Annotated in this window: 14 protein-coding genes; 6 read left to right on the top strand and 8 right to left on the bottom strand. The window is 46.0% G+C overall.

What is annotated here, in order from left to right; genetic code table 11:
• Positions 1 to 141 precede the first annotated feature (141 nt).
• The 5 genes from B5F17_RS12525 to B5F17_RS12505 are packed head-to-tail and all read left to right on the top strand — an operon-like array spanning position 142 to position 6,559.
• Positions 142 to 1,644: a class I SAM-dependent DNA methyltransferase gene (locus B5F17_RS12525; protein WP_087374303.1), complete on the top strand. Its 1,503-nt coding sequence runs from the start codon at positions 142 to 144 to the stop codon at positions 1,642 to 1,644.
• On the top strand, positions 1,634 to 2,785 hold the full coding sequence (locus B5F17_RS12520; RefSeq protein ID WP_087374301.1) for a restriction endonuclease subunit S: 1,152 nt from the start codon (positions 1,634 to 1,636) through the stop codon (positions 2,783 to 2,785). The genes B5F17_RS12525 and B5F17_RS12520 overlap by 11 nt, the downstream gene beginning before the upstream one ends.
• Positions 2,778 to 3,161: a hypothetical protein gene (locus B5F17_RS12515; RefSeq protein ID WP_087374299.1), complete on the top strand. Its 384-nt coding sequence runs from the start codon at positions 2,778 to 2,780 to the stop codon at positions 3,159 to 3,161. Before B5F17_RS12520 ends, B5F17_RS12515 begins: the two co-directional genes overlap by 8 nt.
• The gene (locus B5F17_RS12510) at positions 3,161 to 3,463 is read left to right on the top strand and encodes a hypothetical protein (RefSeq protein WP_087374297.1); all 303 of its coding nucleotides are present in this window, start codon (positions 3,161 to 3,163) and stop codon (positions 3,461 to 3,463) included. The genes B5F17_RS12515 and B5F17_RS12510 overlap by 1 nt, the downstream gene beginning before the upstream one ends.
• Positions 3,464 to 3,478: 15 nt before the next feature.
• Positions 3,479 to 6,559: a type I restriction endonuclease subunit R gene (locus B5F17_RS12505; RefSeq protein ID WP_087374295.1), complete on the top strand. Its 3,081-nt coding sequence runs from the start codon at positions 3,479 to 3,481 to the stop codon at positions 6,557 to 6,559.
• Here the strand turns inward: B5F17_RS12505 and B5F17_RS12500 are convergent.
• From B5F17_RS12500 to B5F17_RS12475, 6 genes are all read right to left on the bottom strand, one after another.
• Positions 6,544 to 7,587, bottom strand: a complete 1,044-nt coding sequence (locus tag B5F17_RS12500; protein ID WP_087374294.1) for a phage/plasmid replication domain-containing protein — start codon at positions 7,585 to 7,587, stop codon at positions 6,544 to 6,546. The two genes, B5F17_RS12505 and B5F17_RS12500, sit on opposite strands and share 16 nt — an antisense overlap.
• A complete protein-coding gene (locus B5F17_RS12495) occupies positions 7,584 to 8,834 on the bottom strand; it encodes a RecQ family ATP-dependent DNA helicase (protein ID WP_087374292.1) in 1,251 nt (416 codons plus the stop codon). Before B5F17_RS12495 ends, B5F17_RS12500 begins: the two co-directional genes overlap by 4 nt.
• 549 nt (positions 8,835 to 9,383) lie before the next feature.
• Complete coding sequence (locus tag B5F17_RS12490) at positions 9,384 to 9,773, bottom strand: HI0074 family nucleotidyltransferase substrate-binding subunit (RefSeq protein WP_087374289.1); 390 nt, start codon at positions 9,771 to 9,773, stop codon at positions 9,384 to 9,386.
• Positions 9,760 to 10,047, bottom strand: a complete 288-nt coding sequence (locus B5F17_RS12485) for a nucleotidyltransferase family protein (protein ID WP_087374287.1) — start codon at positions 10,045 to 10,047, stop codon at positions 9,760 to 9,762. Before B5F17_RS12485 ends, B5F17_RS12490 begins: the two co-directional genes overlap by 14 nt.
• A 205-nt stretch (positions 10,048 to 10,252) precedes the next feature.
• Positions 10,253 to 10,456 carry a type II toxin-antitoxin system HicB family antitoxin gene (locus tag B5F17_RS12480; RefSeq protein ID WP_242968764.1) on the bottom strand — a complete coding sequence of 68 codons (204 nt, stop codon included), beginning with the start codon at positions 10,454 to 10,456 and terminating at the stop codon, positions 10,253 to 10,255.
• A 468-nt stretch (positions 10,457 to 10,924) separates the two neighbouring features.
• Positions 10,925 to 11,815, bottom strand: a complete 891-nt coding sequence (locus tag B5F17_RS12475; protein WP_087374283.1) for a LysR family transcriptional regulator — start codon at positions 11,813 to 11,815, stop codon at positions 10,925 to 10,927.
• Between the two features lie 127 nt (positions 11,816 to 11,942).
• Here B5F17_RS12475 and B5F17_RS12470 point away from each other — a divergent pair, with 127 nt between their 5' ends.
• Positions 11,943 to 12,962, top strand: coding sequence for a hypothetical protein (locus B5F17_RS12470; RefSeq protein WP_087374281.1), 1,020 nt, complete (start codon positions 11,943 to 11,945; stop codon positions 12,960 to 12,962).
• Positions 12,963 to 13,678: 716 nt separating this feature from the next.
• Here B5F17_RS12470 and B5F17_RS12465 read toward each other — a convergent pair.
• Together B5F17_RS12465 and B5F17_RS12460 are read right to left on the bottom strand one after the other, a co-directional pair.
• Positions 13,679 to 16,582 carry a leucine-rich repeat protein gene (locus tag B5F17_RS12465; protein ID WP_162608178.1) on the bottom strand — a complete coding sequence of 968 codons (2,904 nt, stop codon included), beginning with the start codon at positions 16,580 to 16,582 and terminating at the stop codon, positions 13,679 to 13,681.
• Entirely contained in the window at positions 16,575 to 17,720 is a 1,146-nt protein-coding gene (locus tag B5F17_RS12460) for a zinc-ribbon domain-containing protein (RefSeq protein ID WP_087374277.1), read from the bottom strand. Before B5F17_RS12460 ends, B5F17_RS12465 begins: the two co-directional genes overlap by 8 nt.
• Positions 17,721 to 17,766 lie beyond the last annotated feature (46 nt).

Genomic DNA, 17,766 nt, shown 5'->3' with positions numbered 1-17,766 from the left:
GAATAATTGCCTGATATCATCCCCAACGCTCCAGAGTATCAAGTTACATCACCGAAATTTGAATATCCCCAATAGAAATGGTATACTGTTTTTGACACAATTTTACGTTCCAGAAACCGGGGACACGGGAGGAAAACACGAATGGCAGAACGCAACACAAGCGATATCGGCTTTGAAAAACAGATTTGGGATGCGGCGTGTGTGCTGCGCGGTAATATTGATGCGTCCGAGTACAAGTCGGTAGTGCTTGGTCTGATTTTCTTAAAATACATCTCTGATCGCTTCGAGGCGAAATATCAGGAACTTGTCGAAGAAGGCGACGGATTCGAGGAAGATATTGACGAATATCTGGCTGAAAACATCTTTTTTGTGCCGGAGAATGCACGTTGGCGTGTCATCGCAGCGGCGGCGCACACGCCTGAGATCGGCGAAGTAATTGACACAGCGATGCGCAGTATTGAGCAGGAAAACAAGCGGTTAAAGGACATCTTGCCCAAGAATTTTGCGCGTCCGGAGCTGGACAAACGCCGTTTGGGTGAGGTTGTCGATCTGTTTACCAATATTCAGATGATCGAGCACGGAAACAGTAAGGATATTTTAGGCCGTACCTATGAGTACTGCCTGTCCAAGTTTGCCGAGCAAGAAGGCAAGCTGGCTGGAGAGTTCTACACGCCGTCCTGCGTCGTGCGCACGCTGGTTGAGATTTTGCAGCCGTATAACGGTCGCGTCTACGATCCGGCGTGTGGTTCGGGCGGTATGTTCGTACAGTCGGCGAAGTTCATCGAAAACCACGGCGGAAACATCAACCGCATCTCGGTATTTGGTCAGGACTCCAACCCGACGACTTGGAAAATGGCACAGATGAACCTTGCCATTCGCGGAATCGAAGCCGATCTGGGCAAGTTCAGCGCGGATACATTCTTTAACGACTGTCACCCGCAGCTTAAAGCCGATTTCATCATGGCAAATCCTCCGTTCAACCTGTCGGGCTGGGGCGCAGACAAGCTCAAGGACGATGTACGCTGGAAGTATGGCACGCCGTCGGCGAACAATGCAAACTTTGCATGGCTTCAGCACATGATCTGGCATCTTGCGCCGCATGGCAGAATCGGTATGGTACTGGCCAACGGTTCGCTGTCGTCCCAGACGGGCGGTGAGGGAGAAATCCGCAAGAATATTATCAATGATGATCTGGTAGACTGCATCATTGCGATGCCACCGCAGCTGTTCTATACCACCCAGATTCCGGTCTGTCTGTGGTTTTTGGCAAGGGACAAGAAGCGCCCGGGCAAAACGCTGTTTATTGATGCGCGAAAGATGGGCACGATGGTAACGCGCAAGCTGCGCGAGCTGACAGACGCGGATATCGGCAAGCTGGCCGATACCTACAACGCCTATACCGAGGGAACGCTGGAAGATCAGAAGGGATTTTGTGCGGTTGTAGACCGGGAAAAGATCGAACAGCAGGATTATATTCTCACACCGGGACGCTATGTTGGGATTGAGGAACAGGAGGACGACGGGGAACCGTTTGAGGAAAAGATGGGACGGCTGACAAAGGAGCTGTCCGAGCTGTTTGCACAGTCTCACAAGCTGGAAGCCGAGATTCGGGAGAGACTGGGGGCGATTGGGTATGAAGTCTGAATGGGAAGAAGTTGAATTGGCCGAAGTTGCCGACCTTACAGTAGGTTTCGTTGGTACTATGACTAACCATTATACTGATAAGGGCATCTTATTTTTGCGATCGACAAATATTGAACCATTTAACATCAAAATGGATGATATAAAATATATATCTCCTGATTTTAATGAGACAATCAAAAAGTCTCAATTAAACACTGATGATGTTGTAATCGTACGAACAGGAAAGCCTGGGGCTTGTACGGTCATTCCGCAAAAAATAGAACCTTGGAATTGCTCTGATTTAGTAATTATTCATCCAAATAAAGAGAAAATCAATCCACACTTTTTAGCTTCATATATTAACTTAGCAAGTGGTGTTATTAATGCCCACCTAGTAGGCGCGGTACAGCAGCATTTCAATGTAGGAACTGCAAAAAAGATGAAAATACCGCTACCACCAATCAAGATACAGTATCAAATCGCATCAATTATTCAGTCATTGAATGATAAAATCGAACTAAACAAGAGAATCAACGAGAATTTGCAGCAGCAAGCTTTTGCATTATTTGATAACTGTTATAAGCATTCCGATAACGAAGTAAGTTTTACTGAAATTATCCAAATTCTTGGCGGTGGTACACCAAAAACGCGCGAAGATTCGTATTGGAATGGGACGCTTCCGTTCTTTACGCCTAAAGATATTGGTACGCCATATACAATCATGACAGAAAAATATATCACAGAAAGTGGCCTTGCTCATTGTAATAGTCGTCTATATCCTGTGAATACCGTTTTTGTAACTGCCAGAGGAACTGTAGGAAAGGTCGGACTGTGTGGAGTCCCCATGGCGATGAATCAATCATGCTATGCGCTTATAGGAAAAAACACACACCAACTGTTAGTATACTTTTACACTTTGAAAGCAATAGAAAAACTAAAGTACAAGGCTAGCGGAGCTGTGTTTGACGCAATTACCACCAAAGATTTTGAAACGGAAAAAATTTTTAAGATTTCCGATGCTGATGCTCAATCATTTCTTGACATTACAGTGCCTATTTATCAAGCCATACTGAACAATACAATTGAGAATCAGCGGCTTTCTTTACTTAGAGATACGCTCCTCCCCAAGCTGATGAATGGAGATGTCATTATCAATGAATAGTGAACCACGCTTACGCGATAAAATCGCACAAAAATTTCATCAATTAGCAAGATATCGCTATAGTATAATCAATATTAGTATTATAATTGCACTTTCAATATATATCATCAAGAACTGGCAAGATTGCATATCAATGCAATTCTTCTCGGAATTTGATGGAAACAATATCTTATTTCTTGTATGGATTGCATTAATAATCGTGACTACATATGATGTAGATGCAAAGGGTGTCAAATTCCGCACCCGAAAAATTGAGGAAGCAAGAGAAGAACTAGATCGAGTTGGGATGATGCACCAAGTTCAGCAACGGCAACAGGAACTTCAAACTCAGTTTCAAAATGAATCCACTTATCAGACAGAAGGAAGTGATGAATAATGAATTATGCGCTGAAAAAACTAGCAGTTGATGGATTACTCAAAGTTGTAGATTCTTCACCGACTAAATTGTGTAATAATAATTGGGGCAGCATCACCAAAGAGCAATTTGATATATGGATTAAATATGCCCTTTCCACTTTGGATATCATATCTGATACGATCGGAAGTTATACCTATATAGCTGTAAAGCAAAAAATTCAAGAGATTGCATCACAGAACACCAATGACTATCCTTCTAAAACATTTGCGGTAGTTCAGATTTTATTAGATCTTGCCGAAAGCCTCATTAATACTTTGTAAGAAGGTGAATATCAAATGCCCTTCACCGAAGCCAACTATGAAAACGCCATTGTGCAGCTCTTTACCCAAGATCTGGACTATACCCACCTCTACGGCCCCGATGTCGAGCGCGACTATCGCTCCCCGCTCTACGAGGACGATCTGCTGCCCGCCCTGCTGCACATCAACCCCGATCTGCCCCGCGCTGCCATCGACGAAGCCATCTATAAACTCAAAAACTTTGAGTCCGGCTCTCTCTTGCAGAAAAACATCATCTTTACCGACTATCTGCAAAACGGCGTTCCGGTCAAATACTTTGCAGACGGTGAAGAGCGCTCGGGTCTGGTGCGTCTGGCAGATTTCAAACACCCTAAAAACAATCGTTTTGTCGTTGCCAACCAGTGGACAGTCATAGAAAACAGCGAAAAACGCCCGGATATTGTGCTGTTTGTCAACGGTCTCCCGCTCGTCGTCGTCGAGTTAAAATCGCCCTCCCGCGAGGAAACCGACGCGTCCGAAGCCTACCGCCAGCTGCGCAACTATATGTATGAAATTCCCTCGCTGTTTGTCTATAATGCAATCTGCGTCATGAGCGATATGAGCACATCCAAAGCCGGTACCATTACCGCAGGCGAAGACCGCTTTATGGAGTGGAAAACCAAGGACGGCAGCTACGAGAATACGCAGCACGCTCAGTTTGATACCTTCTTTGAGGGTATCTTTGAAAAAGAACGGTTTTTGGATATCCTCCAGAACTTTATCTGCTTTAATATGGACGGACCGCACACGTTTAAGATTCTGGCGGGATATCACCAGTATTTCGCCGTCAAAAAGGCCATCGCATCCACCAAACACGCGACGGTAACCAACGGCAAAGGCGGCGTGTTCTGGCATACGCAGGGCAGCGGCAAATCGCTGTCCATGGTCTTTTACGCCCACTATTTGCAGCAGGCCCTGGAAAGCCCGACCATCGTGGTTATCACCGACCGCAACGATCTGGATGGTCAGCTGTACGGCCAGTTCTCACGCTGCAAGGACTTCCTGCGTCAGACGCCTCAGCAGGCCGAGAGTCGAAAGCACCTGACCGCGCTACTGGAAAACCGGCAGGCAAACGGTATTATTTTTACCACCATGCAGAAGTTCGAGGAGAGCGACGAGCCACTGTCTCAGCGCAGAAATATTGTCGTGATGGCAGACGAAGCCCATCGCAGTCAATACGGCCTGACCGAAAAGATCGTCACCAAGCGCAATAATGACGGTGCGCTGAAGGTCAAAACCGTAATCGGTACCGCGCGAATTATCCGTGACAGCCTGCCTGGTGCTACATATATCGGCTTTACCGGTACCCCGATTTCCTCCAAGGATCGCAGCACCCGTGAGGTGTTCGGCGACTATATCGATATCTACGACATGACCCAGGCGGTAGAGGACGGCGCAACCCGTCCGGTGTATTACGAAAGCCGCGTCATCCATCTGAAACTTAATCAGGCGGTCTTGGATCAGATCGACATGGAATACGAGATCATGGCGGAAAATACCGACCCGGTAGTCATCGAAAAGAGCAAAAAGGAACTCGGACAGATGGAGGCCATTCTGGGCGCAGATCAGACCATTGATTCTCTGGTGCACGATATCCTCGACCACTACGAACACTATCGCGCCAATTTGCTCACCGGTAAGGCAATGATCGTCGCCTACTCCCGTCCCATTGCCATGAAAATCTATCGGCGTATCCTTGAACTGCGTCCGAATTGGACCGAGAAAGTCGCGGTCGTCATGACGCAGGGCAATCAAGACCCCGAGGAATGGCGGGCGATTATCGGCAATAAGGCGCACAAAGAAGCCTTAGCCCGGAAGTTTAAGGATAACGACTCGCCCCTCAAAATCGCAATCGTCGTGGATATGTGGCTGACTGGCTTTGACGTACCATCCCTTGCGACCATGTATGTGTACAAGCCCATGTCGGGGCACAACCTGATGCAGGCGATTGCGCGGGTCAATCGTGTCTTTGAGGATAAGGAAGGCGGTTTGGTAGTCGACTATGTCGGTATCGCTTCGGCACTCAAACAGGCCATGAACGACTACACCGCCCGCGATAAAAAGAACTATGGAGATCCCAATATCAGTACTGCGGCCTATCCAAAATTTCTGGAAGAATTGTCGATCTGCCGCGATCTCCTGCACGGATTCGATTATACGGCGTTTTTCCAAAGAGATGACCTTGTCCGCGCGAAAGTTATCACAGGCGCGGTTAACTTCATCCTCGGAAAGAGGGTGCAAGAACATAACCTGCCCGAAAAGGAACAGTCGCATTATATCTTTATCCGAGAATCCTTGCTGCTCCGGCAGGCGCTTTCTTTGTGCGGCAGTCTGGTAGAGGAACAGCAGCGCATCGAAGCCGCCTTCTTTGAGGCAGTCCGTACCTTGATCGTGCGGCTGACCATGAGCGGACAGGGCAAAAAATATTCCCTCAAAGATGTCAATGCCCGGATCAATGAACTGCTCAAGCACAGTATCCAGAGTGAAGGGATCATCAACCTGTTTTCCGACGTTCAGGCGGGATTCTCTCTCTTTGATGCCAAGTTTTTGGAAGAAATCGCAAACATGAAGGAGAAAAATCTGGCGGTCGAGCTGCTCAAAAAGCTGATTGCTGAACAGATTTCGGTGTATCGCCGGACCAATGTCGTAAAATCTGAGAAGTTCTCCGAAGTCATCCAGCGCACAATGAACCGTTACCTCAATGGCATGCTGACGAATGAGCAGGTCATCGAAGAATTGCTCAAACTGGCAAAGGATATCGCAGATGCACACGCGGAAGGAGAAGCCCTTGGACTGAGTGCAGACGAGCTGGCCTTTTACGATGCACTGACCAAACCGCAGGCCATTCAGGACTTCTATCAGCACGACGAGCTGATCGCAATTGCTAAGGAACTGACCGATCTGCTGCGCAAAAACCGGACGATCGACTGGCAGAGAAAGGAAAGCGCACGCGCCGGTATGCGTCGATTGGTAAAACGCCTGCTCAAACGGCATAAGTACCCGCCCGAGGGCATGGAAGATGCCGTGCAGACGGTCATGACGCAGTGCGAATTGTGGACTGATCATACACCGCTTTGATATCCGGTCAGGAGAATCTTGATTTCAGCCTTTTGTGGTAACGTTATCGGACTGATTTTTATTTTCTCAAACTTCCCCAACAACTGAATAAACGACTTTTTACTAATTCCCATTTTCCGACGAGCAGCTGTGAACGAACCACAGCTGCTCATTTTTTTGACAAGTTCCCGCATTTTATCTTTGGTTCGCTTCTGAAAACTGCTCTCCTCAATCCGCTTGAATGCTTCCTCCTTATGCACAACCTGTGGAAAGTCCTGATGTAATCGGTGCAGAAATCTATTTACGATTTCATCCTGATCTTTTGAAAGCTGCCTGAGCTGATCTTCCCAATTTCCTTTGCCCGCAAGCTTTTGTAGACGCTGTCTGGAAATCCGCAATTCCAGGCGCAGAATCGATGATAATATTGTAATCCCGTGCTGCTTTTTCAGTTCATATCCCTTGTCATAAACCGAAAATTCACAATTTTTTGCACAGGTCGTCCAAGAATGCTGATTTTTCTTATTTGCATAGAGCGACTGATCGACAGCTTCATCCCGCTCGCCGGATTTGCGCCTCGGATTTTTTTCTTTATAATGTGGCAGCTGCTCAGACTTCCGAAAGATGTCCAATCGTACCCTGACCTCTTTTGACGATTTACAATACAGATTCCGTGTTAAATCCACACGATTTAGTTTAAAATCCTTTATTTTCATCGGCAGCTCTAATTCTTTGATGATCTCCTTTAGTCGTTTCTGAACTAACTTCAAATCGGCATGTTCTGCCTGAAATAATGCTAACGGCTCATACCGTCCACTGCACAAAGAGGATGGGTTTATAATCAGCCGAATCCAAGATCGATGATCGATTGACTGTGTTAGCAATATTTCTACACCTTGTGGTTTGTATTTGTTTAAAGAAATGATTTTTGTAAGTCTCGTTCCTGACATTTTCCGTACATAATGACTCTGCGTTTCGCGCAATTCCTGAATGATATGATAACTGCACGGTGCAGTCAGGGAGAATGTGTGGATTCCTCGTTCTATCTTCATTTTCTTCGCTCCTTTGCGCAGTTTGTACACTTCTGACAGGTCTTTTGCGCCGCCTGACCGAAATATGCAAGGATGTCCTGCTGCATACAGCCTTTGCTGTGTACAAAGTTCTGCATTTCCTGATAGCGCTGTTTTAGCATCTTAGAATTTTGAGATTTCTTACAAAAAGAGGTGAAAATCTTCTGGTCATCCCCATTTTGTTCATAAAAAAGAACGCAATGGCATTTGCGTCCATCACGTCCTCCTCGACCGATTTGCTGAACATAGTCAACCATACTAAGCGGTACATTGAAATGAAGAACCAATTCAATATCAGGGACATCCACGCCCATGCCAAACGCAGTGGTAGCAACCATGATTTTGCGTTGACCGGTCAAAAAGTCCAGCAGCATCTTTTCCTTTTTGTGTGGGCTCATTTTGCTGTGATTGCGAACGACCTGTTCCGGAAAGTACTCTGACAAATAGTCATAAAGTGCGTCCACATAGTCAATCGTCGATGCGTAAATAACAACCGAACCCGTACCTTGATACTTCCGAACTACCTTCTTTACAGCCTTGAAGCGAGAGTACAGCCTATTTTCCAGAGATCGATCTTCCATTGTCAGATCCTTCTTCATCAGAATCAGATTTTTACGAGTCAGGTCACAGCGAAACCATTTAGGAGAATCCAGATACAGTTTTTCGGACAGATCTTCGACTGTATATTCTTGAATAGTTGCCGAACAAGCAAACACAATCGGCTTTCGCGGTAATGTCTCGATAAAATGCCCGATTTGTAGATAAGCATCGCGGAATGTATATCCCCATTCTGTGATACAATGACACTCATCAATCACGACCATGTAAAGATCGCACATGGATAGAGCTGTTTGAAATCGTGTACTTTGCAAGCGTTCAGGTGTGACGTATAAGAACGTAAGCCTCCCCTTGGATAGTGCATTAAACACAGACATTTCCTCTGATTTCGAGCGGGTGTGATCCAGATAATCCGCTGAGATTCCAAAATCTTGCAGCTTCTTCACCTGATCGTAAATCAAGGCTAGTGTAGGTCCAATGACTAAGGTTAATTGATGTCCGTGTACCAAGGCCGGTAACTGATAAATGAGAGATTTACCCATAGAGGTTGGTGCGCTGACAATCGTATCCTGTCCTTTGAGGATGGATTGAATCGGTTTAATCTGTTCTTTTCTCAGAGACTCAATCTGCATCTTTTTCATGGCTGGTTTGAGTTCATAATCCGGTTTCATTGCGTATTCACCTCATGAAAAGTATTATCTTTATGTTGAGGCTATGTAATTTTAAAATGCCGAATCGTGAACTTTTTTGTTGTTTAAGGATTGATGTCAGGGAATCGAAGATTTGCTCTCAACTATGGTGTTGTAAGGAATGGGGTAAATTTATGATATTGTATGATGTAAAACGGGGTAAAAAGTCGTATTACATAGTGCACTTTTTCTTATATTCAGCATGCCGACTGAGGATGATTTGTGCTGAGGAAATCGCCTAGACATAAATCTGCTGCGTGTCAAGGAAGTCGCAGCGCTCGGAAATTTATGCAGATAATATTGGGATAAAAGTTACTGACCCGTTATATACAACTGCACAAATATATCTGATCTCTTGCAAAATACAGTGGGATATGTGGAAAACTCCCACATATCCCACTACAAAATGATCAGAATATTGTTCTGTACTGCAGGCATTGATCTATAAAACCAACCTTAAATCTTTACGTCTCAATAAAAAAATCGGCTGCTATTCCGAACAGCCGATTCTCAAATTCACGAAGTATATTGTTAACTTTTGAAAAACTGCACCAGCGATTGCAGCACCGGCAGAAACACCCCATCAATCCGCTGTGCAATCTTCGCTGCCAGCTCATCGTCATAAATATGCGACATACTATTGCGTGCACGCAGCATTTCCAGCCAGACTGCCTGATCGTCGATCAGCCCGGCCGCATATGCTTCCTGTAAAATCTGTTTGGGGAATTGCAGATCGGGCACGCCTTGTTCGGTCATATATTCCTTGAGCGCCTTCCATGCCAGTTCAAAGGAAAACGCAAAACGCTGAATCATGCCATCGCGGATGGATTCCATATGATACTGCTGATAATCCTGCACGGCATCATCCAGACGTGCCACTGCTCGGATAAAATTTTCTCGTTTGGTCTTATGCGGACTCATAAATTACCACCTCATCTCGTCTGATTTCAGCCAGCAAATCGGCGCTTGTCCAATCATCAATCAACACAACGTCAAACTTAAGTAGGGTCGACAGCTCGTCAATCCCGTCCAGAAACATGCCTTCCATTTGCTGCGGCAATCCAAACACCGCAAGGTCAATGTCACTGCGCGGCCGCTCCTCATTGCGCGCACGGGAACCAAAGAGCACGACTCGCTTTGCACCCGCTCGATGTGCCAGTGATGCAATTTCGGTTTTTAATTCAGTTGGGAGCATACCCGATCCCCTTTCGTTCAATTCTCAATGCCCATGTCCAAACTATACCGTGTTAAGTATAGCCGGATTGGACAAAGGCGTCAATCTTGTTCATACGCCATAGCAACCACACATTTGATGAACAGGATTGCACGAATACAAAATGTGCCGTATTATGCATGCTAATAAGATAAAACGATCCAGAATATAAACCCATCTAATGCGGCTATGCAATGACAACCCCTTCTTCCATTGCTACTTCCAACCACACTCTCTTCGCTTCCTTTGCATTCTCGACTGCACGCTCAATTGTTTCGCCGCAAGTAATGCAGCCCGGGAGTTCCGGATAAAATGCCACATAACCACCTTCATCCGGATCTTCAACAAGATCAAGATGATACGGCCGTTTCATATAATCATCCATCGTCATAATGAAGCATCTCGCTTTCTGCCATTGCTCAAACCATATTGCAAACTTGAACTTTCTTTTAATATATTATATAATAAATATATAAATCAAGCAAATTCCAGAATATTTTTCTCTTTTATGCGCAATACTTTTGGTAGGTATTTGGTAGATAATATCTACCAAATCATGAAAATCACCCGCAGTCACCCATCAGGAAAAGTGCAGCAAAACCTGCCAAATCACAGGTAAAACTGCACAATGAAATGGTGATGCAGTGCTCCAAGACGGGTTCAATTCCCCTCGTCTCCACCATTTACACAAAAAATCCCGCCTGGTTTCAGGTGGGATTTTTTGTTATCCTGTGGTTTGAAGCGCAGAAAAGTTGCAGATTTATTTTATGAGTTTTGCGATTCGGATACGTTTGTCGTACTTCTGAGAACGGCTCGCCGCCAGCTCCAAGGAAACGCACTCGTCATCGCATTTCATATATCAGGCATCAAATTTACAGTCATTGGCGATTGCAATCAAGTTGCGTGCTGTTTCTGACAAATGATTTTCTTTCCAGATCAGGGCAACTTTAAGTGGTACACGAGGCTTTTTGAGCACATGGTAGGAAACGGCACTGGAAAAAATATCCCTGTACCCATCCGGCACAAGAGCTATGCCTAGACCAGCTGCAACCAAACCAAGCGCAGCAATATCGGATTCTGCCTCTTGCACAATTTTGGGAGAAAAGCCGGTTAAATGGCATACCGCATTAAACGCATCAAAGGACTTTTTTCGAGCTTCCTGTGAATACGCAATGAACGGTAAGTCTTTCAATTCTGCCAAACTATGGATACGACGTTTGGATATATCCCAACTTTTGGGTATAGCAGCGACTGAATCTTCCTCGAAAATAATTTTATGGCATAAGCCATCGAAATCATCCCAGTATAACGCGATAATCCCGATATCCGCTTGCTCATTCATAACCGCATTTTCCAATTGTGGCGAATTTTTCTCGGTTAATAGGATATCAATATCCGGATATTTCAGCTTAAACTGTTGTATAATATGCGGAATTACCATATTGATCGTCATACTATTGTATACGATTTTGATTCTGGCATTTTTCCCTTCTGCAATTCTGCGTCCCTGTTCCACGCCTTGTTCTAACGAGCGGAAAGCATCTGTCACCTTGCTTAAAAGGGCCTGTCCGGCAGGTGTGATGCTTACTGACCTCGTAGTGCGTTCAAAAAGCTTATATCCCAATTCCTCCTCTAGCTTTTTGATTTGAAAACTGAGTGGCTGTTCCGCCATGTGCAGTTTTTGCGCGGCTTTTCCATAATGCAGGGTTTCACAGACTGCGGCGAAGTACCTCAGCTGACGCAATTCCATCTGTTCGGCCTCCTTTATTATGTATCTTTTTAATGTTAATTTGAATTATTTATGTGTTTTATTTTTTATAATATATAGTATATAATGAAGCTGCCAAAAGGTAAATCATTTTTTAGGAGGTATTCAAATGCCAAAATTAGGTGGTGTATACGCGCGCGGAGACTTCTTTCAGCAGCTTGCAGGCGCACACAAGCCGAGCGTAGATGATATGCTGTCTGATCGAGGCTATTTCGGCCTGGACCTTAGCATTATCCCCCTGTATGATAATATCCGTACAGAAGACGGTCAAATGTATGAATTGCTTCGTAATCCCGGAGGCAATGCCATTTACAGCGGACTGGTCATTCAGGATACCACGCTTGACGGAAAAAACTTGATGTTTAATGCCGATCTGACTAAGGACTGTGCCACCTCCGAGGGCTCGGTTGGTGTCCGTGAAGGAAACGAAGCGGTTTGGCGTTCCGCTCCTGGTATTCCCGGCAAGGCTTTTGAAATCCGGGTGAGCGAAGACCACATCAAGTGGATCGAAGATGGCCTGTTTTGTCTGGAAGGTCCGATGATCAAGCCCGGTCTGCACTGGTATCTCCCTGCACGAGATGACGGCACTTACTATGTTTCGCATATGTTTGAACTGTCGGGTGAGTTCCAAGGTGTGAAGGCACGTGGTTTTGTGGCATTCGATCAGGTGTATATGGCCAAAGGCGGCTGCCTGTATCAGAACCGCGATGTCATGATGCAAAACTATGGCCATATCATGTGGTACACCTGGGCAACCAAATATAAAGATGGCTCTATCGATGCTGGGCATTTTATTTTCGGACATGATCGCCTGGGCTTTGCGGTATTCACCGATGGCAATACTGTAACTGCAACACAGAATATTGAGAGCGTGGTAACGCCCGATCCGGATCACCCGCCGTTTGCTCAGTACATCAGGCTGAAGATCGATGGCGAGGAATGGGAGTTCACCCCAGATCCCAGAGGCAAAATGCCGGCCATGTTACAAAAGTACCCGCCTACGCCTCAGCAGGAAGGCCTTTGGAAGCGTGTAGGCGATACCCGCGAGGTTGACTCGTACTGGGCTTGGGGCGAAACCGAAACAAAAAATGGCTGCACACGCCAGAGCAAACTGCCGACACGCCGATAAGACACAATTATTGAAAACACTTGAAAAGGACAGCTGCACATTGATTGTGGCTGTCCTTTTTGCTTTGAAACCTACGGTACTCTTAAATTGCAATTGCGATTTTGATATGCTTTTCCTCATTGCTGATGATAGGTGTACTCTGCTTGCGAGAGTGGAAGTCCCAGAGCGGCAAGTTCTTCTCAATGTAACTTGAGAATCGATTGTTTGTACATTGGGAAACTGGTACAGTTATGAGTATCTTGAGAAAGTCAGAATTGCTTTGCTGCATTGATAAAGCGTAAAGCTCGATTTCACATTACAGTTAAAATTCCTGGCTAAACTACAGCAACTCTGGAAATTACGATTGTTTCTGCACTTTCTGCCATTTTTCCGCATCTTGTCAAGATAGTTTCTTGGCAGTCGTGGAACCGAGTTTGCCAAGTGGTAACATATCTTGGAGCAGCTGCTGCGCGATATCCATTGTATTTAGCAGAAAAATACCAATGAAAATTCGAACGAGCCACTTCGAGAGGGTTATCACAAAGACAGAAACCTTTGCTATTTGACCTCCACTCCTCTAAAACGAAACCTGGCGCTTATAAACGCCAGGTCTCGTAAAATTCTTAGTTTTCGCTCTGCTCGGGAGCTATAAGACTTTCAACTGAATTCCCAGTACACGTAGTTTGACAATACACTGTCACGTACTAATCCAATTAAAATCTTGGACTTTGCACTGTTTACTCTGCCATATTCTCATAGAAGCGCATAAGGATAGTCGCCACCTCTGCACGGGTTGCAGTCCCCTGCGGATTGAGCGTACCATCCGCGTTTCCGCTGATTACACCCTGCGCATATGCCCAAGTCATCGCCTGCTGTGCATAATCAGAAGTCATCGCTGCGTCCGAGAAGGTATTCAGCATAGACGAATCACCCATCACCGGGCTGCCGCTATAACGCCACAGGACCGTTACCAGCTGCTCACGCGTCAGCGCATCGTTCGGACCAAAATTGCCCGCACCATAGCCGCTCATATAGCCCTGCCAAACAGCCCAGTTAACTGCTTCGGCATACCAAGCATCAGGAGCTACGTCTCGGAAGGCTGCCGGCGCCTCGGTATCGGCCGGTTTTTCCACATTAAATAGAATCTGTGCAACCATAGCACGATTCATCTGCGCATTCGGTGCAAAAAGATTTTCCGATACACCGGTCATCAAATCATGCTCATATACATACTGAACAGCCTCAGCAAACCACGCATCTGCCGGAACGTCATCAAAATCAGCTACCTTACCTTCGGTCAGCGGTACATCTTCCTCATCGATATTTTCCGTATCGTCGTCATCACGGTCGTTTCGATCAGAGGAAGAATCGTCACTTGCTTCCGGATGCGATGCACCACCGCCACCGGTGTGACGAGTCACAGAGACCGTGCAGGTATCCGGTGCTGCTTCATGGTTGCGGTCGCCCTCATAAATTGCGGTAAATGTGTAGTCGGCCGTTTCATTGGGAAGGGTAACGGTGTAGGTATCATCTGCGTTTTTCGTTACCTCAATGTTTTCATTATTGCAGGTGACTGTGACTTCGTCAGCGTTCAGATCACCCGTAATAGTCAGGGTAACGTTACCACCACCGGACAAAGACAGTTTTTTTGCTCCGTTTGCCCAGATCTCCAGTTCCGAACCTGCAGGAACAACTTCCAACGTAACCGGGACAAAGAAGGTTGCATTATCCGGAGTCGTTACATACAATGTTTCTTCATACTCACCAACCGAAAGATTTGAGCACGGTGTGACTGTGATTGTGTTGTCCTCATTTACTACGGTCTCAAAAATATCGTTGCCTGCAACCTTGAGAGCGCCTGCGACATCCGAACCACTCACTTCAATCACCTGACTAGCCGTAGAGCCATAAACCACAGAACCAAAGTTTATATTTTCGGTTACAGTATAATTGCTGGGTAACCATTTTGCATAATAGGTATTTCCAGCGTCTGCATTTGTTACGACTTCATCCGCCAGCTCTTCATCTGCATGCCAGCCAGCAAAAATATTACCGGATTTTATAGGTGTAGCCAATACGCTCTCCGAAAATTCAGTATCTTCTTTAAAACTGCCGCCATTTGTAAGTGCAAGAGAAGTTTTGTCTCCATCAATTCGGTTATTGTAGTAAGTGCCAGTAAAAGCTAAGGGAATTTTATCTCCGACAAGATACACAATACTGCCGTCTGCAATATCCATGAAAAGTTGGCTGCCGATTCTCTCCCAGTATTCCTCTCCGGCGCCACTTGTAGTGTCTTCATATTCCTCAAACGGCTCGGTTGCCATGGTGACAGCAATAATATTACTGCATCCGTCAAGGGCGTATCCATGTATCCAGTCCACATACGGAGGGAGCATCAGCTTTGTAATACCAGTATTTGCAAACGCATGACTTCCTATCTTCTTTACCGTATCCGGCAGTTTTACTGATTTTAACTTTGATATTCCTTGGAATAGATTCTCCGGAATCTCTTCCAGCTGAGTATTGGAAAGATCAACATCCTCCAAATTAGTGCAGTTTTTAAATGCAGATGCATCAATGCTCTTTAACCCAGAGGAAAGTTCCAAGTATTTAAGAGAAGTACACCCTTCAAAAGCACCTATACCAATTGAAGTCAGACCATCAGGGAAAGTAATCTCTTCCAGTGCTACACAATCTCTGAACATATATCCGGGGAGATTTTCCAGGTTGCTGGGGAGTTGTACATCCTGAAGATTGTGACAACTATAGAAAAGATGTTCTCCATAGGTAGTGACACTTTCGGGAATCGAGATGCTGGTGAATGCATCGCACGCACGAAACGCAGCGGTTCCAATTTCGGTAACTGTATCAGGTATCGTAATATTTTCTAAACTGACACAATCAGCAAATGCGTACGTGGGAATCTTTGTGATCCCCTCAGGGAAGTCAAATGCAGTCAAGGCCGATAATCCTTGAAATGCGCGGTCACCTAATTGTATATTTCCGTTCAAATCAATTTCTGTGATTCTGTTGGAATACTCTGACCATGGACTACTGATTACAGCATTACGTATTCCGCCCTCTATATAGGCCCAGTTAGCCATCACACCATTTCCGGTGATGCTCAGCGTATATGTATTGCTTCCATTTTCTGTTAACTGCCACGTTAAATTATCATATACGTATTGTGTTTTATCCTCACCATAGGGATAACTGTCTGAGTTAGCAGTTGTATCGCCACCACAATATCCAGATAGGGAAGACTGCTTGATCCCCGCTCCGTCATTCTCTGTTGTGCTGTTTATGGCTGCCGTGGGCAGTTCTGTCATAGATTCTGCTGTCACACATTCACCCTCATGACCGTTTTCCAGCGTGCAGCCCTCGGTCACCTTGCACGGAACGTTTTCCGGTTCTTCCGGCTTAGACTCCACTACAACGCACTCACCCTCATGGCCAGCCTCCAGTGTGCAGCCTTCGGTTTCCACACACACTTCCACAGTACCTTCGGGTTCATTTACTTCATCGTCTGCTGCAAACGCCATTGTCGGCATCATCGTCAATACTAGACTCAAAGACAGAAAACAAGCCCAAAACCTTTTTTTCATACTTCTATGTCCTCCTTGTTTAGATTTCTTATTCAAAACGCGCATCCGGCGCAGAACTCCCGAATGCCGCGATTATTTTCCTGTACTTTTCATTTTTTGTTTGCTTGACCCGCCCCGCACAAACCGGACAGCCACATTTTTTCGCTCCGGTACGCGCATAAATCATGGCTTGCCAGACATGACCTTCCGCACATTGCCACCACACCTTGCGGTGCGATCCGGCTGTTACGCTGTTTGGTGTAAGCGCCCCGTTCAATGCCGAATGCCACTGTTTTGCGATCTCCGGGTACAGGGTTGCTAGGTCATTAAAACCAGGTAAAACCTTTCTTCCCGCACAGTATGGACAACCGGTTCCGCTCATAGTTCTCGAACTAATCATGGCCTGATATGAATGCTTTAGTTCACACTTCCACCAGACTTTCCGATTTGCATATGGCGTAACCTGCTGTGGTGTGAGATTTCCGTTCTTCTCAGTATGCCATTGCGCTGCGATCTCTGGGAATTGGCTGGCCAGATCATTTTCTCCGGATACGACTTTGCGTCCTGCACATACCGGGCAACCATTCCCACCCAGCGCCCGAGAATACACCGATGCCTGCCACTCGTGTCCTTTCTCGCAAATCCACCAGATTTTGCGTCTACTCCCAGAAGTAACATCATACGCTGTACAGGTTCCATTTTTTGTGGGATGCCACTGCGCGGCAATCTCTGGAAACTCTGTTGCCAGATCATTTTCCTTCGGAATCACCATACGATTGGCACAAACCGGACAACCGCTGCCCACAACCCGCGATTTGACCGACGCTTTCCACTCGTGTCCACGCGGGCACACCCACCAAACCGCTTTATGACTGCCCGGAAGCACCTGCTGTGGCGTGATTTCGTTGCGTGTCGGATGCCACTCACGAGCTAATTCAGGATATCGACTCTGCAAATCGTTTTCTCCTGCGGCTGGTATTTTTCCTGCACAAACCGGACAACCTGTTCCGTTTCCAGTACGCGTACAGATCGAAGCCTGCCATACATGACCCTGCTTGCAGCGCCACCACACTTTTCGCTTGCTGCCATAGGTTACAAGATCGGGTGTCAATGGAAGATTGCGCTGTGTGTTCCATTGCTCAAGCAGTTGACTTTGCCCGTTCTCGTCGCAAAACTCTCTCAGCGTTTTTTTCACCCAATCCCTCCTATATCACAAAATCAACATTTTGTTGATATACTGC

This window comes from Butyricicoccus pullicaecorum (assembly GCF_002160355.1).
Classification (GTDB): Bacteria; Bacillota; Clostridia; order Oscillospirales; family Butyricicoccaceae; genus Butyricicoccus; species Butyricicoccus pullicaecorum.
Note: the sequence above shows the minus strand (reverse complement) of the source record. Positions and strands in the feature narration are given on the sequence as shown.

Coding starts and splice junctions, on each gene's coding strand:
- B5F17_RS12525 (WP_087374303.1), top strand. CDS start 142: ATGGCAGAACGCAACACAAGCGATATCGGCTTTGAAAAACAGATTTGG.
- B5F17_RS12520 (WP_087374301.1), top strand. CDS start 1,634: ATGAAGTCTGAATGGGAAGAAGTTGAATTGGCCGAAGTTGCCGACCTT.
- B5F17_RS12515 (WP_087374299.1), top strand. CDS start 2,778: ATGAATAGTGAACCACGCTTACGCGATAAAATCGCACAAAAATTTCAT.
- B5F17_RS12510 (WP_087374297.1), top strand. CDS start 3,161: ATGAATTATGCGCTGAAAAAACTAGCAGTTGATGGATTACTCAAAGTT.
- B5F17_RS12505 (WP_087374295.1), top strand. CDS start 3,479: ATGCCCTTCACCGAAGCCAACTATGAAAACGCCATTGTGCAGCTCTTT.
- B5F17_RS12500 (WP_087374294.1), bottom strand. CDS start 7,587: ATGAAGATAGAACGAGGAATCCACACATTCTCCCTGACTGCACCGTGC.
- B5F17_RS12495 (WP_087374292.1), bottom strand. CDS start 8,834: ATGAAACCGGATTATGAACTCAAACCAGCCATGAAAAAGATGCAGATT.
- B5F17_RS12490 (WP_087374289.1), bottom strand. CDS start 9,773: ATGAGTCCGCATAAGACCAAACGAGAAAATTTTATCCGAGCAGTGGCA.
- B5F17_RS12485 (WP_087374287.1), bottom strand. CDS start 10,047: ATGCTCCCAACTGAATTAAAAACCGAAATTGCATCACTGGCACATCGA.
- B5F17_RS12480 (WP_242968764.1), bottom strand. CDS start 10,456: ATGACGATGGATGATTATATGAAACGGCCGTATCATCTTGATCTTGTT.
- B5F17_RS12475 (WP_087374283.1), bottom strand. CDS start 11,815: ATGGAATTGCGTCAGCTGAGGTACTTCGCCGCAGTCTGTGAAACCCTG.
- B5F17_RS12470 (WP_087374281.1), top strand. CDS start 11,943: ATGCCAAAATTAGGTGGTGTATACGCGCGCGGAGACTTCTTTCAGCAG.